General features: G+C 50.8%; 10 protein-coding genes. 5 read left to right on the forward strand and 5 right to left on the reverse strand.

Annotated features, from left to right (window positions below; genetic code table 11):
• Positions 1–432: 432 nt before the first annotated feature.
• The 4 genes from JOE27_RS13105 to JOE27_RS13120 all read right to left on the reverse strand — a co-directional run bounded on the left by JOE27_RS13105 (position 433) and on the right by JOE27_RS13120 (position 5,498).
• Complete coding sequence (locus JOE27_RS13105; RefSeq protein WP_204918916.1) at positions 433–903, reverse strand: helix-turn-helix transcriptional regulator; 471 nt, start codon at positions 901–903, stop codon at positions 433–435.
• A complete protein-coding gene (locus JOE27_RS13110; RefSeq protein ID WP_204920635.1) occupies positions 900–2,264 on the reverse strand; it encodes a HipA domain-containing protein in 1,365 nt (454 codons plus the stop codon). Before JOE27_RS13110 ends, JOE27_RS13105 begins: the two co-directional genes overlap by 4 nt.
• 157 nt (positions 2,265–2,421) lie before the next feature.
• A complete protein-coding gene (locus JOE27_RS13115; protein WP_204918919.1) occupies positions 2,422–3,000 on the reverse strand; it encodes a plasmid pRiA4b ORF-3 family protein in 579 nt (192 codons plus the stop codon).
• An 845-nt stretch (positions 3,001–3,845) separates the two neighbouring features.
• Positions 3,846–5,498 (reverse strand): Shedu anti-phage system protein SduA domain-containing protein, encoded by a 1,653-nt coding sequence (locus JOE27_RS13120; protein ID WP_204918921.1) that lies wholly within the window; start codon positions 5,496–5,498, stop codon positions 3,846–3,848.
• 171 nt (positions 5,499–5,669) lie between these two features.
• Between JOE27_RS13120 and JOE27_RS13125 the strand changes: the two genes are divergently transcribed.
• Positions 5,670–6,473, forward strand: a complete 804-nt coding sequence (locus JOE27_RS13125; protein WP_204918923.1) for a restriction endonuclease — start codon at positions 5,670–5,672, stop codon at positions 6,471–6,473.
• A gap of 791 nt (positions 6,474–7,264) precedes the next feature.
• On the opposite strand, the gene JOE27_RS13130 is transcribed toward JOE27_RS13125, so the two are convergent.
• Positions 7,265–7,987, reverse strand: a complete 723-nt coding sequence (locus JOE27_RS13130; RefSeq protein WP_204918925.1) for a hypothetical protein — start codon at positions 7,985–7,987, stop codon at positions 7,265–7,267.
• 625 nt (positions 7,988–8,612) lie between these two features.
• Here JOE27_RS13130 and JOE27_RS13135 point away from each other — a divergent pair.
• The 4 genes from JOE27_RS13135 to JOE27_RS13150 all read left to right on the forward strand — a co-directional run bounded on the left by JOE27_RS13135 (position 8,613) and on the right by JOE27_RS13150 (position 15,373).
• Complete coding sequence (locus JOE27_RS13135; protein WP_204918927.1) at positions 8,613–10,793, forward strand: hypothetical protein; 2,181 nt, start codon at positions 8,613–8,615, stop codon at positions 10,791–10,793.
• Positions 10,794–10,975: 182 nt separating this feature from the next.
• Positions 10,976–13,240: a DEAD/DEAH box helicase family protein gene (locus JOE27_RS13140; RefSeq protein WP_204918929.1), complete on the forward strand. Its 2,265-nt coding sequence runs from the start codon at positions 10,976–10,978 to the stop codon at positions 13,238–13,240.
• Between the two features lie 174 nt (positions 13,241–13,414).
• Entirely contained in the window at positions 13,415–13,774 is a 360-nt protein-coding gene (tnpB, locus tag JOE27_RS13145) for an IS66 family insertion sequence element accessory protein TnpB (protein ID WP_009687920.1), read from the forward strand.
• A gap of 18 nt (positions 13,775–13,792) precedes the next feature.
• Positions 13,793–15,373 (forward strand): IS66 family transposase, encoded by a 1,581-nt coding sequence (locus JOE27_RS13150; protein WP_204918931.1) that lies wholly within the window; start codon positions 13,793–13,795, stop codon positions 15,371–15,373.
• The last annotated feature ends 135 nt before the right edge of the window (positions 15,374–15,508 follow it).

Raw genomic sequence — 15,508 nt, forward strand, 5'->3', positions numbered from 1 at the left:
TTTATCCCTCCAGGCCAGCTTCCGCAAGGTTCAGTGTGGTCCGAAAGTGCATCATGAGCCGTAGGAGTTGTCACGACAGCACGCCATAGCGCGCAGTGGCGCGACAATCATGCTGAACTGTCACGTTCGCCCGTAAGGATCAGGCTTGGGATTGTTACCCAGCAGCCTAATCGCTACTTCCGGCAGGATTGGGGGGTGGCAGCTTTGTATGGGGTAGGAATACCGGGGAACTTGGAAACCCGGCCAGGCCGAAGCCTGCCCACACACAGCCGCCATTTTCTGTGGAAAACCTCAACCCTGGATTACCCATGGTTATCGTTACAAGCATGGAGCCGTCTTGGTTTGGAACTACTGCGAGCAACCGGGCTTAATGCCGCAACCGATCAGTTAGAGGCAAATGGGATGAGACTTTATTTGCATCCCACATCAATCTCACTTTTCCTGACTGCTTTTCCGTGCCCGTGGCGATGCCGGCCTCGACGCTGCCTTCTTCGCTTTGGCTGCCACCGGGCTTTTCCCTCGTTTCGGTCCGGCCACCACGTAGGAACTGGCCAGCGGCGCGGCCACAGCGATTGGCCCACCGGCCTTCAACTGGCCGACAGTGTTGCCGACTACCGTTGCGATGGGCTTGTCTTTGGCAGTCATCACCATACCCATCCGCACGCCAAAGAGACGCAGCACGGCCTCCAAAGTGCTGAGCTTCGGATTCGACTTCCCGCTTTCCAGTTCGTACAGGCTTTTCGTGGATATCCTGCACATGACCGCGAAGGTCTCTTGATCAAGCCCGGTGACCTCCAGCCGCAGACGGCGAATGGATGTGCCGATTGGATCGAGCCCCGCCGCGTTGCGCTGGACGATATCCTCTACGAGCTGAGCGCGCTCTTCAGGCTGTAGTTTTTTCATCGCAGTCCCCACTCCACGAGTCGCTTATCCAGGTTATTCACCGGTAGAGAGGCTGCATTGCGCATCGATTCAGGAGCATCGGTCAGCAGATCGGGCAACGCCCTGAATTCCTCAGCCGCATTCATCAACCGTTGCAGCAGAACATCGGGATCAGTGTAACCAACGAGCTCAGCGCAGTTGTCGCTCCAATTGGAAGACCCCTTGCGCTCCGCCGCCCACTTCGTCGTCCGTGTGATGCCCTCTTCATCCAGAATCATTGGCGCAAGGTCATAGATTGGCGCCAAACGAAACCTCCCACCCACACGCATGATGGAGGTGTTGCGGCCGTGGTTATCGGTGTTCCCTAGAATGCGGTTCAGCAGATCGCGCCGCACGTACTCGAACACCAGGTCGTCCACCTCATCCTGCTGGCCGTTATCGATCCATAGACCTACCAGTCGGTGAACCACTTCGGCATGCGCCATCGGATGCGCGTAGCCGGTAATGCCGCAGATCGAGTACACCGACTCCAGCGGTATCCGCTCCACCCCGCCATCCACTACTCGGCGATCAAACCGTGGCATCCAGAGGCTTGGCTTCACTGCCTCTTCAAGCGCCAAACCATCAGTGGGAACCGTATCAAGGCCGAGGGCAGCAACCGCCTTGTAGTAATGAAACTCTGTTCGCAGGATGTCTTGGTCGCGCTCGCCGCCTCGATTACGCGCGAACTTGATCAGCCAGTGACGGCACGCCTGGTCATCGGGGAGCATCGCATCAGCATACAGAGCACCGTCGTGGGCTTGGGTCATGACCAGCTTGGGGGCTTGACCGTTGGCACCGGTAGCACCGCCCAACGCCGCGCCGCTTTCATAGGCGTACTCAAGAAATTCGTTCGTCCTGTCCACGACCTCAGCATGCGCGAAAGCCTCGTTCCGATCCGGCTGAAGGCCTTCCACCGACTCCTTGATGCGCAGATGCCCAATAGGGGCCGGCGTGAAGCGTTCCAGAAGGTACAGCCCCATTTCCACGCCTTCGGGCTTAAAACGCCCGTAGCGGGATTCAAGAGAGTCCTTGGCAGCACCAGAGGGAATGATGTCGTAGAGGAATGCTGGATACCCTGTGACGTCATGGTGGTCCCAGTTCAACGGAAGGTTAACGCTCAGGGCCAGTTCACAACGATCTTCCATGCGATCAAAGTTCGCGATGATGTAGTCGTTGTCGTATGCGACAAGGCACCGTCCATCAGCAACACGCTCGGGGTTCTCGACCGTGAGTGTCGCTGCATCGCTCCATGCACCACCGGAGAAAGCCTGGATTGTGAGTCTGAGCGGCATCGCCACACCATTAATCAGCATTTGAATGCTGATTATCATAGTGGGCATAGCGGAAACCGGCAATACGATGCTGATTAAAAGCTTAAGCACGGGTAAAACCGGCACCGAACTACCGATTATGCATTCACAGCGCACGGGTGGTGCTAGAGGTAGTTGCCACGCCTGGTAAGCAGCAAAGCGCGAGAATCCGCACCGCCCGGGACTGTCAGACCCTGAATTCCTTCAGCCAACCATTTGTAAGCTCACAGTCAAAAGCCGCCGGGTCGAAGATATCCCCATGCCATTCCATCATGGCCTCATGCTCTGGGTGATTGGGGTCTGCCATGGCTTGAAGAAACTCGGCATAGCCCGGCTCACCGCCCACATCTTCCGGCGGGCAGGCATTGGCACCATCGACGCAATACGGCACCTGCGGACAGGCGATGGCGGGCAGCACTTTCACGACTTTGATCCGGTGATCCCAGCCGTCACCAAAGTCATACACATAGCGGAAACTCTTCTTCCCGCACAAAGCTTTGACCAAGGTCTTGCGCGCTTCCGGCTTTACCGGCGGCCCCCAGCCATCGGGGTCGGGTATGCCGTAATTCTCACCGGCAATTTCAAATTCATGCAGGTGCCCACCCTCCCATCCCATCACGACCTGGATCACTGAATGCAATCTGCCCAGGGTGATGTTTTCCGGTACCGCCACGCGGCGCCAGATGGCCGGCTCGATGTATTTCAATTCAATGTGCAGCAACAACAGGTCGGCCGCGGGTTTGGGCAAGCGAACAGTTTTGACCATGGGTAAGGCCACCTCGCAGAGTTCAGTAGGGCGAAAGAACCGTACCACGGGAGGCAGTTTATCGACCCAATTGATCGGGTGTTCGGCGATGCGCTCCAAGACGTGGATAAAAAGTATTCTTCACGGGTTGCCGTTGAGGTGGCGAATTTGGGAGTGCATGCCGCTGCCTTTTGCGGCGCCCCGTAGATCAAGCGCCGCGCCGGCGATGCTCGACATCAAAACGCCAGCACGCTCAAGCCATGCACCTGGCCGCATCGCCTAAGGCCTGATAACAACCTAACAAAAAACAGGTACAAAAAAACCCGCACAAGGCGGGCTTCTTTGTGGTGCCAGCGAACGAGAAATCGCCTTTGGCCAATCTTATGGTGCGGAGACAGACGGACGGTTGTTGGCCGTAAGGTCCCGATTTTCGCGGGACTGGAATTTAGTGGATTTTTGACGTACCTCTTAGGGTATCTATAATACGATTCAGCTAGTTATGGATTTCATTGGAATCGAATCTGAAATCTGCCTGTGAAAGCTTAGCAAATCCTGATGAGCTGGAATTTTGTAGAGCTGTCCGCACCGTGATTTTCCACCCCCGATTGTCCATTCAAAAACGGCAGCAACGGCTCCAGGCTGTGTGAAAACGCTTGGCGCGATCCGACTGGTTAGAAAATGACCAGAATTTCGCGCTCCTGCGCGAAATCTGGGTTAGCTGAATAACCAAGCCATTTCAGATTTCACGTACGCTCGCGATCTTCAGAGACCCGTTTGGGTTTTCACACAGCCTGGCTCCGTAGCTGCCGCTGTAAATGGTCACTTTTAGTTTTTAAATCGGCGCCTCAGTGGGGATGTTAGGAAACTTACTCACAAGTTTTATCCCTCTGTTTGTCGAGCACCTCGATCAAGCGCTGAAAACGCTCCAAAAGGTCATCGTAGGTGAGAATCTTGATGTCGGACTTGGCGTTGTGGATCATCAAGGTGTCTTTCTGTTCCTGTGTCAGGTCCTTGGACCGCCCGATCACCACCATCCCTTCTGCGGTGTAGTTGCCTTCCAGCCACTTGGGTAGGTTGCTTGCGTTGTTATGGATTTCCCTAATCCAGTCCTGCACCTGCTGCACGGCGTGGATCACCTTATGCCTTAGGCTATTGCGCTTGGTGAAGATCTGAGCGCTGTGGGGCTCGAGCTCAACCAGCACCACACGCTTGTCCGACTGGTGGTATTTCAGCACGAGGTCCGCGCGGTATTTGCCGATTCGAACTTCGCTGAGGACCGCTGCCACATGGGAATCAAGCACTTGGGTGTGCCGCTTAAGGAAGTTGTGCAGATCTCTTTCACGCGTGCCGACCCGTCCCAGTAGATGGCACAGCTCAATGAAATTGCGCTCAAACCTGGCCGACTGAGAGAGTTTCGGGCGCAGCGCCGATACCTTACGTTGCAGCAGGTGCTGCTTGTCAACACTGCCCCGGCGCGAACGATATTGCTGGCGCGTGACTCCCACGGGCGGGATAAGCTCACGCCCTCCTACCTCTAGTACTTCAACAAGGGGCTGATCAAAGGCGCCGACTATCACAGCGTTCACCCGCGTGAGGCCGAGCGTCCTGCACGCCATGTAGACCAGATAGTCGTCATCCATGACGAGCACGCCGTCCTCTTCGTACAAGAGGATGTCGGTGGTTCTGGCATGGGTGATGAACCGACTGATCTCCTCATCCGGGGTACGCAGTGCGTAATCGATGTCCCTAGGATGCATCAAGGCCAGGTCTACCCGTACTCTCGTGCAGGCGACCTGGCCACAGTACGCCTTGGTGATGAGCTTCACGAGAAACGGGTTGTCACGGGGGCTGTCACTACGGGCATCGATGATCGACTTCACCGGCAGTACTGGGTATAGGTATTTCCTGTACTGGTACAGACATTGAAGCAAGAACATGATACGCGCCTCCTGCAGGGCGCGCTCTCGCTCAAAATAGATCCATCCCTCTGCCGTACACACGGAAATGAAGGGTTCTGGTCGAGTACTAGATAGCTGCAGGTTCAAATGCCACACCTCACCAGCTAGCCCTTCTCGCCCAAAAACCGTGATTTCAAACAGAACACCGCCCTCCTCCATCTCCGAGCCCCTAAAGAGTACGCCACAGGGTTGACCCTCGAAGGTGGAGGAAACAAAGAAATCGCGGTCCAACTTCAATTTCGTCAGGCGTTGAAGATCGAGCCGTACTTCGTCGGGGATAGGCAACTCGGTGTAGGCCACCACTAGGTCTTCGTTGATCACGAACATCGCACGGGCAATATCGCCGACAAGGGGGTTCTCGCGATAACAGTTGCGCACCCAGCTGACGACCTCATCGCTACTTGGTGTACGCTGTTCGCCCTGCACGATCTCACGCAGGGTACCCTGGCGGACGTGCTGTAGCATGGGCTCGGTACCAGGTGGGAGTTCGTTCTCGCTCAGCGATAGCCGGGCTTCCGTTGCCAGCGAACAGTCCATGTAATGTGCTTCCAGCTCTTGCATCCGGGCTTTCCTTAGGTGTCAAACGCGGGGTACTAAGGGACTTAACGTATCAACCAGTACAAAAAGGATCAAGTACAACGTATGCCAGCCAGAACTAATCACTACCAAAAGCTAGTTAAAATAATTAATAGAGAGTTGGCCTCAGCAGATGCGAACTTGACGGAGTCTGCAATGCTTTATGATTATGAAGGCAAGTGCGAGCGTGAAGTAGACATTCTAATAGAAAGCGAAATTTCCGGCTGCGCAATCAAGATAGCAGTGGAATGCACTGAGCTTTCCAAACCAGTTGGAATTAGAACACTCGAAAGCTTTAAAGAAAAGCACAGAAAACTTGGGATCAACAAAACTGTCGTGGTGAGCCACTCAGGCTTTTCCAAGCCCGCGAAAGAGTATGCTATTGCAAATGATATTAAAATTCTAACATTTAATTCGGCCCGATCAGAAAACTGGTCAAAATACTTCGCACCACTCAAAAACCTGGCAATGTATGGACGCACTTATAAACTAACCAAACTTGCCATGGACTGCAGCGCTGAGTATGCCAACTCCGGATTTCAGTTCGGCGTAGACACGAAAGTGATTATAAACGGAGTACTGATGGACGTGGGGAGTTTCGCTACAAAAGTCTGGAGCGAAAGCAACGTTGCCCAATCTCACTTTAAGGAACTAAGAGAAAATGAATTGGGCGGCGCCCAAAACCCCTGGGCCGAGATCACAGTAGAACTAGGCAACAACCATACTTTTGAGGATCGTAATGGCGTGCGCATTCAACCAGAAAAACTCCATATCCGCATGAGCTATTCATCAAACTATAGAGAGCTCAACCCAAAACCAGTTGAATACGATGGCAAGCGATACCTCGCAGGCGGATTTTTCGATAAGAAAAAATCTGAATATGCACATCTTGCACTAACTGAAAGCTCTGGAAAATTAAAGGGCAGCATGGAATTTAGCCCTAACTTAATACCTGATTGACAATACCATTTATGTAATCTCCAGACGATTTCTTATGGCTGGGGAAGCTACAAGCGTACGGTGCTTCGAGACCACCAGCCTTCGGGCCGCTGGATGTGACGTACAGGTACATGCTCCGCGCCGTACAACAGTTTGTAGGCGCGATTACGCGGTTCGGCCGTGCGGCATCTGAGGTCGCTGAGCGGAGTGGCCCAGCATAGGGGTACGTACTTCATTCAGGAAACACACTGCACTCCAAATACCCCCGGTTATTGCGGATTTTGTTGGTTCCCGACGGAGGGTCGTGGAAACGACAAACCGGCCAGAAGGCCGGTTTATAGAGCTTCCAAAGCATTCAGCGGAATACAGTGGAGCTGGATGTGGTGCGGAGACAGACGAACAGTAATGGTCCGCGAGGCCACGTGTTATGCGGGTCTGGAAAGCTATGGAAAATTTGGCGCACCTCAACTAGTAACTATAATCAACGCTCCCAAGCGAGTTGTTAGAGGGACTTGAGCTTCTAGTTCGGGACGGCGATGAGCATGGTTCACTGCTCAGCGGTGGATCCTCGACTCCGCGCGCCGTGGTACTAATTAGGACGTAAATCTCTGCGCACAGCGAAAAACGGGGACAGAGTTATTTAATGGCACATCAACGAGCGCCGAAAAATAAATCTGTCACTTGTTTCTTGTCTTGCAAGACCTACCGATGTATGCAGCCAGATGCGCGCTGCTGGAATGCCTCTGGCGTTGATGTTGGGCCAGTTCTCACAGGTGGTTCGCACACGGGTTCACAACCCCTATGACGCGAGCCTAGCAGGATTTAATTACCCTTTGCTGATCGTAATCTCTCGGGGACGGAGCCATTACTGGGTAGGAAATACGAACATAGACGGAGTTCTCCCAGCGTCGAATCTTCAATCGGTTCGCTAGATTGATTGTTTCAGTTAGTGCGTATGATTGGAGGTCGCCTACTTTATGCGCTAGCTCGTGCTCTATCAGAAGCGTGGTATGGTCTTTGATTTTGGTTCCGGTGTCAGTGAATTCAATCACCGAACCTCCAAGATCTACATGTAGTTCTCCATCCACGTATTCGAATGAAAAGCTAGTGTGGCCAAGCTCATGTAGTGCTATCAGAACAGCCTCTATTTGTTCTGTAGATTCAGTCCAATCTTCAATGGCTTCTGACTCCGCGATCTCTAATACCCCAAGGAAGTCGCTAAGGAATAAATTAAGCTTGATAGGCAGGTAGATTCGTTGACCACTCCAGAGGTCGCACACGAAGAAAATTTCTCGGAAGGATGATTCGCGCAACGCACTTCTATCAAGGTGGTGGACAAAGAATTGATGGAATTTTTCGCCATCCTGCACGTGGAATAGACCGGAAGAGTCATTTATTATGAGTTCGACGGTATGGTATGAGCTAAGATATGTTGAGCTTTTTTTGCTTTTTTCTTTTATGGCGTGTTCGATTAGCTTTAGAGCGTCATCGAAGCTGATGACTTCGCGTATTACTGCTATATCTTCCGAGTACAACTCACCATCTTCATGGTAGATCTTTATCGTATCAACGGTTATTGTGTCTTTGTCCTATCTGAATACTTTTCCAGTTCCGCTCAGAAGGTTTTCAAGGTATCCGTCAGCGTGCCGTAGCCTTGCTTCAGTAGCGTCACAGTAAACTTCAGTGATTTCGACTCCGTGTATTTGGTCGCTTTTGATGATGAAGTCAGGTGACTCAGAATGTTCTAAACAACTATCAAAAGACTGTCCGAATACCTGTCTGAAAATTTTAAGTTCTTCATCCTTATTCATGTACAGCCTCCAAGTCAGCTTGTGTCAGCGGCTATCGTTTTCAGAATTGGCCCTGATATTTGGTTGTCGTAGTCTATCGCTTACATGTTGGGGGTAAAGAAAAACATTGGTCAAGTGAAGTCCCTGATTTTGCAATGTGGTGTGAGGCAGGCATGAGACGGAACCTGCATGGCCTGGGCGTTCGAGGGCAGGTGCTAGGCGTTGCCGATAAAAGCGCGCCCTCTTGGTGTACTCGACATATTCGTTACCTATCCAGATCCGCCCCGATGGGAGGCGGCATTGCCATCTGGACAAGGTGATGGCAAAACGATACTTTCCACAACGAGGCCTTTAGATCGGAGCAATAGACATGGATTTCTTAGATATTAAATTAGAAAATTGTTATGGAATTCAAAGGCTTGATACAAAGTTAATTTTTAAGGGGATGCAAAAAACACCAGATGGCTCAGCCTTCTCGATCTATGCTCCAAACGGTTTCATGAAGACATCACTTGCTCGGACTTTCTTAGACTTCCAAGAAGGACGCGACAGCCAAGATCTAATTTTCCCTACACGTACTACCAACCGCACAATCACAGCCGAGCCCGCGGCTTCGATCACCCCGGACTCCGTGTTCGTCGTCAAGCCATATGTGGAGCGTTACTCCGGCTCTGGAACTTCGACACTACTAGTCAATCCCAAGCTTAGAGAGGCATATGAGGAGGCGGTAAAAAATATCGAGTCTACTCAGGAAGCCTTGCTGAAAGCGCTGAAGGAAGCTTCTGGGTGGCCAGGAAAGGCTTCTCCTGCATCTGAAATAAAAGAGGTCTTCAAATTTTCTAATCCGTATGACTTCTTTGCAGAGGTAGCAGGTGAACTCGATGGTGATACCAGGTTCGCCGATTTATCTTATATAGAGATATTCAACGACAAAACTATAGCTGCGTTTAAGGCAGGTACGCTACATCAACAGCTTCAAGAGTACATGTCTAAATATCAAGAGCTAGTGGAAGGCTCCCCTCTCCTCAGTAAGAAGTTTAACCATGCTGGGGCAAGTGATGTCTCTAAAAATCTTCAAACTAACGGTTTCTTTGAGGCGAATCACACCCTGAATATTTCTAATGGAGGGGAAAGGACTGAAGTTTCATCTGCCAAAGAATTGGAGGGATTAGTTCAGGCAGAGAAACAACGCATATTAGGCGACAAAGAGCTATCTGCAAGATTCGAAGCGGTTGATAAGCAGCTTCAAAAAAATGCTGAATTAAAAAAGTTTAGAGAGTATTTGACACTCCATCCGGAAATCCTATCCGAGCTTAGTGACTTTGAAGGCTTCAGAAAAAAACTATGGTTCAGCTATTTCAACATAGCTCAATCAGCTATGAGTGTTTTTGCCATGGCGTATACGTCAGCAAAGGATGTAATTGCGCAGACAGCAAAGCAGGCTCAGGAAGAAAAAACCAAGTGGGCTGCCGTTGTTGCTCAGTTCAACGAGCGGTTTTACGTTCCATTTAAGCTAGTTGTTCAGAATCAACAAGACGTCATCCTAAAAGGCGAAAGTCCGAAAGTAACTTTTGAATTTCATGATGGCCAAGAAACCTGTGGTGTCGAGGAAGATAAATTGCTCCAGGTCCTCAGCCAAGGGGAAAAGCGAGCACTTTATATATTGAATGTCCTTTTCGAGGTGCACGCGCGCCGAGAATCTAATCAGGCCACCCTATTTGTGGTCGATGACATTGCCGACTCTTTTGATTATAAAAATAAGTACGCAATTATTGAGTATTTTAACGAAATCTCCAAGGTCTCATTTTTCAGGCTAATATTCCTAACTCATAATTTTGATTTTCATCGAACAATCAGCAGCCGCCTTCAGATTGCCAGGGAGCGAAGATTTTTCGCAAGAAAAGATCAGCATGCCCTGAGCTTTGTACAGGAAAAATATCAAAAAAATCCGTTTCTGATTTGGAAAAAAGGACTAGCCCAAAACTCTGCTTTTCTAGTGGCAAGCATTCCTTTTGTGCGAAACTTGGCAGAGTACTGTCATGGGACTAATAGCCAGCACTATCTGAGGCTTACCTCTCTTTTACATATTAAATCAGATAGTCAGGCATTAACAATTGCCGATCTTGAGTCCATCGTTAAAGCCACACTATCAGATCAAGCAGCTCTGTCCCTTCCAAACCCCACATTTAGCGCTCTTCAGCTGATCTACGATGAGGCAGAAAAACTTGCCGCCAATGCTGCTGACGATGTCGAACTAGAATCAAAGGTTATTTTGTCTATCGCCATAAGACTTAAAGCTGAAGAATATATGATCGCAAAAATCAACGACGCTGCTTTCGTAGATTCTATCAGCAGCAATCAAACATTTGAATTGTTTAGCAAATACTCATCAAAGTTTTCATCTGAAAATGATGGGATTATGGTGCTCTCGCAAGTGAATTTGATGACTCCTGAAAACATTCATCTTAACTCTTTCATGTATGAGCCCATACTGGATATGTCGGCACTTCATCTTTATGATTTGTACGGAAAAGTCAAGGCGCTGCCATGAAGGTTAATTATGGTCACAGGATTTGCTTTTTTGCTTGGCTTTCGCTGAGTATGTGCAATAGGTTAACCGAAAGTTTTCCTTCGATTTGATAAGTTGTTTGTGTATGACATGGCCGTTCAATTGCGCCGAATTTGATTGGTAGACATGTCAAATGAGTTTGAGATTTTAGGCTTGAGGTTTTAATGTTTAATCTTCATACATTGGGTTGGCGAAGCTTTCAGCAATTATGCTTATCCGTGTCGAGAGAAGTTCTCGGGCAAACTGTCGTGTCATTTTTAGATACCAACGACGGCGGTCGAGACGGCGCATTTTCAGGTGTCTGGAGTTCCCAGAATAATGAACTGTTATCGGGACAGTTTGTCATTCAGTGCAAGTTTACAAGTCGCGCTGGATATGCTCTTGCACTATCAGATATCAAAGATGAAATTAGTAAGATCGAACGATTGGTCGACAAGGGAGAGTGCGACGTTTATGTTTTGATGACAAATGCCGGAATTTCCGGGGAAACCGAATTAAAAATAAAGGATGCGTTGAAAGGTATTGGCGTCAAGAGCATTCTGGTGTGTGGTGTTACTTGGCTTGAGGATCAAATTCGAGAAAGTAAGCATCTCAGAATGATGGTTCCACGTGTTTATGGGCTCGGAGACTTAAGCCAAATATTGGATGAACGGGCATATGCTCAGGCCACATCTGTACTCGAGTCCATGCGCGAAGAACTTGCCAAAATTGTTCTGACGGAGTCCTATCAGAGGGCAGCAAGAGCACTCGATACACATGGTTTTGTACTTCTGGTCGGCGAGCCAGCGTCAGGGAAGACAACTATAGCTTCATTACTTGCTATGTCATCGGCTGACCAGTGGGGCGCATCCGTGGTTAAGCTGGCGACACCAAGGTCCGTAGTGGAGCATTGGAATCCACATGAGAAATCCCAGCTTTTTTGGATCGATGACGCGTTTGGAGTGACCCAGTACGAACGAGATCTTGTCTCTAACTGGAACCACATACTGAATGAGGTCAAAACGATAATTCGCCAGGGAAATCGTGTAGTAATGACTTCACGCGACTATATTTACAATCGAGCGCGGCAGGACTTGAAGGAGGGGGCCTTTCCCTTATTTCAAGAAAGCCAGGTTGTGATTGATGTCCATGATCTCACAGAAGATGAACGGCGGCAGATTCTTTACAATCATATGAAATTGGGAGGACAGTCTCGTGAGTTTCGTTCTGCTGTGAAGCCACATCTGGAATCAGTAGCTCAACACAAAAGATTCATTCCGGAAATTGCCAGGCGACTTGCAGATCCATTCTTTACTAAGAGTATTTATTTGTCTGAGTGGAGTTTATCGACGTTTGTCGAAAAGCGCGAACAATTGCTCATAGACATCTGTAAGGAGCTAGATAAAGATAGTAAAGCGGCATTGGCCTTGATTTATATGTCCAATGGGCACTTGTCAAGTCCGATCTCATTGACAGTTGCTGAAGAAGAAGCCCTGAAGAGATTGAATAGCGATCTGGGTGCTTGCACAGCAGCACTCGAAGCATTGCGCGGTAGTTTAGCAGTGCATGTCATCTCCGACGGAGAGTCATACTGGACCTACAAACACCCCACCATCGGAGATGCATACTCCGCGATGCTTCGGGCAAGCCCAGAGCTACTAGGTATATATGTGCGTGGCAGCGATACTGAAAAGCTGATGCGGCAGATAACCTGTGGGGACACTGGTGTTGAGGGTGCCGTAATAGTTCCAAGTTCATTATTTGATCTGATCATTGAGCGCCTTTTGGCGCATAAAAGCACTACTGCCTACAAGACTGACTGGATGTCAAGCTGGCGGGCTCGAAGGGAGTTGATAGAATTCTTAGCCGGGCGGTGTAGCAAGAAGTTTTTAGAAGCGTATCTCTCGGCGGATATCGAATTGATTGAGTCCATCGCGAAGCCTAAATTGTACTTAGAATTTTCTGCAGAAGTCGATCTCGCTATTCGTCTTTTTAAATTCGGCTTACTACCTGAATACGCTCGCAAGTCATTTATCGAAACTGTTAGCCAATACGCTCTCAATGGCGACGATGCTCGTATACTATTCGATTCTGATCTGCGCTCACTGTTGAAGGACAAGGAGCGAATTAGATTGCGGGAAAGTATGCGTATTAAAGTGCTGCCGCGCATCGAGGAGGTTCGTCTTGAACATCAAGCAAACCGAGACCCAGAGGACGACCCTGAATGGCATATGCGGCGCTTCACTCAGTTGCTTTCTTCGATAGAGAATGAATACCCACAAAGCTGGCGTATTAGAGGGATCGTTAAAAGAGAACGCCTGCAGGTTCAAGAGTGGATTGAGGAAAATCCAATAGAGGTAGATAGTTCTGCTTCACGAAATATTGAAGTTGATAGGGTTGGTGCAAATTTTTATATCAGTCGTAGCATTTTTGATGATGTGGATGAGTGATTTGAACCCTGGGTTACTTTCAGGCGGTTTAGTGAAGAAGTTGCATAGGTTTGTTATGGTTTTTTTCTGACAACTACCGGTCGTTAATGGTATCCGCTCCATGAAGCCCACATTCCAAGCGACTACCTGAAGCCCGATGCTGCGCTCCCGATTTCTTTCTGGAGCCAGTCCGCCATGATGCGTCCTGACAGCAAAGTCGAAAAGGTGTACCTCTATCCCAAGCCCGTAGACTTCCGAAAGTCCATCGACGGCCTCACCGCGCTGGTCGAGTTGGATATCAAGGTCGCCGTGTTCGACCCCGTACTTTTCGTCTTCCTCAATAAAGCCCGTAACCGCATCAAGGTGTTGTACTGGGAGCGCAACGGCTTCTGCCTTTGGCTCAAGCGCCTCGAAGCCGAACGTTTCAAAACTTCCCCCGACGCTACCGACGAAGCCATCGTCCTGACCGTCCAGGAACTTAACTGGTTACTCGACGGCTTCGACCTCTGGCGCAACCGTCCGCATCAGGTTCTGACGCCCCGTTTCGTCGCCTGACCCGGTATAATCCGGGCCATGATTTCAGTGCCCGACAACCTCCCGGATGACCCTGTTCTGCTTAAGCAAATGCTGCTTGAGAGTTACGCTGCTCGTGCGTGTGAGCAATCGGCTGCCCGTGTGCGCGAGCAGGAGTTCAACGAGGCTTATGCGACACACATCGACGACCTGAAAGAGCAGATCAAGTTATGGCGTGACCGTTTCTTTGGCCGTAAGTCCGAGCAAACTGTCGATCCCAACACGCCGCAACTGGCGATGTTCAACGAACCCGAAAGCGACCCGCTACTGGCGGTGGTTGACGATGCCGACGAAGAAGTCGTTGCGCCTGCCAAACGTCGCGGCAAACGCAAACCACTGTCGGCCGATCTGCCTCGGGTCGAAGTCATCCACGACCTGCCCGAGCACGAACTGACCTGCGCCTGTGGTTGCCGCAAGCATGTCATTGGCGAGGAAACCAGCGAGCAGCTCGACATCGTGCCGATGCAGATCCGCGTACTCAAACACGTGCGCAAGGTTTACGGGTGCCGGGGCTGCGAAACCGCGCCGGTTACCGCTGACAAGCCAGCCCAATTGATCGAAAAGAGCATGGCCAGCCCCAGCGTGCTGGCCATGCTGCTGACGACCAAGTACGTCGATCGCTTGCCGCTGCACCGTTTTGAAAGCGTACTGTCCCGACACGGCATCCACATTCCACGACAAGCTCTGGCGCGTTGGGTGATCCAGTGCAGCGAACACTTCCAGCCACTGTTAAACCTGATGCGTGACCGGCTGCTGGAAAGTCCGGTAATTCACTGCGACGAAACGCGCGTACAGGTCTTGAAAGAGCCAGACCGCGACCCGACCAGCCAGTCCTGGATGTGGGTGCAGGCCAGCGGCCCGCCTGATCGACAAGTTGTGCTGTTTGACTACACCACCAGCCGGGCGCAGGAAGTACCGTTACGCCTGCTGGAAGGGTATCGCGGCTATGTGATGACCGATGATTACGCCGGTTACAACGTGTTGGCGTTGCAGCCCGGTATCGAGCGGCTGGCGTGCATGGTTCATGCTCGACGCAAGTTCGTCGATGCGCAGAAAGTGCAGCCCAAGGGTAAGACGGGCCGCGCCGATGTGGCGCTGGCGATGATCAACAAGCTGTACGGCATCGAGCGCGACCTCAAGGAAGTCAGCGACGAACAGCGGTTCATCGGTCGCCAAGAAAGAAGCCTACCGATCCTCGGCCAATTGAAAAGCTGGCTGGACAAGACGTACTCCCAGGTCACACCGCAAAGTGTGCTGGGCAAGGCCGTGCACTATCTGGCGAACAACTGGAGTCGGTTGGAACGCTATGTCGAGGCCGGCCATTTGCCGATCGACAACAACCTTGCGGAGCGTGCGATCAAGCCATTTGTCATCGGGCGCAAGGCTTGGCTGTTCAGCGATACCGTGAACGGCGCCAGTGCCAGCGCAAAGATCTACAGCTTGGTTGAGACCGCCAAGGTCAACGGCCAGGAGCCCTATACGTGGCTGCGCCACGTACTTGAGCGCCTGCCGTATGCATCGTCGGTGGCCGACTACGAAGCTCTTCTGCCGTGGAACTGCTCGCCAGAGATGCCACGGTAACCTGCTGCCCCATCATGTGATAGGTGGGGTTCATGGATCGCACTCGTTTGTCTAGGTGAGACAGCTAGGCTTCAGGGAACGAAACCTATCGGCTAGGATGTGTTGAATTTCGCCCGAAGGTATGGCTATTTGGCA

The sequence above is a fragment of the Pseudomonas sp. M5 genome (assembly GCF_016907075.1).
Taxonomy (GTDB): Bacteria; Pseudomonadota; Gammaproteobacteria; order Pseudomonadales; family Pseudomonadaceae; genus Aquipseudomonas; species Aquipseudomonas putida_E.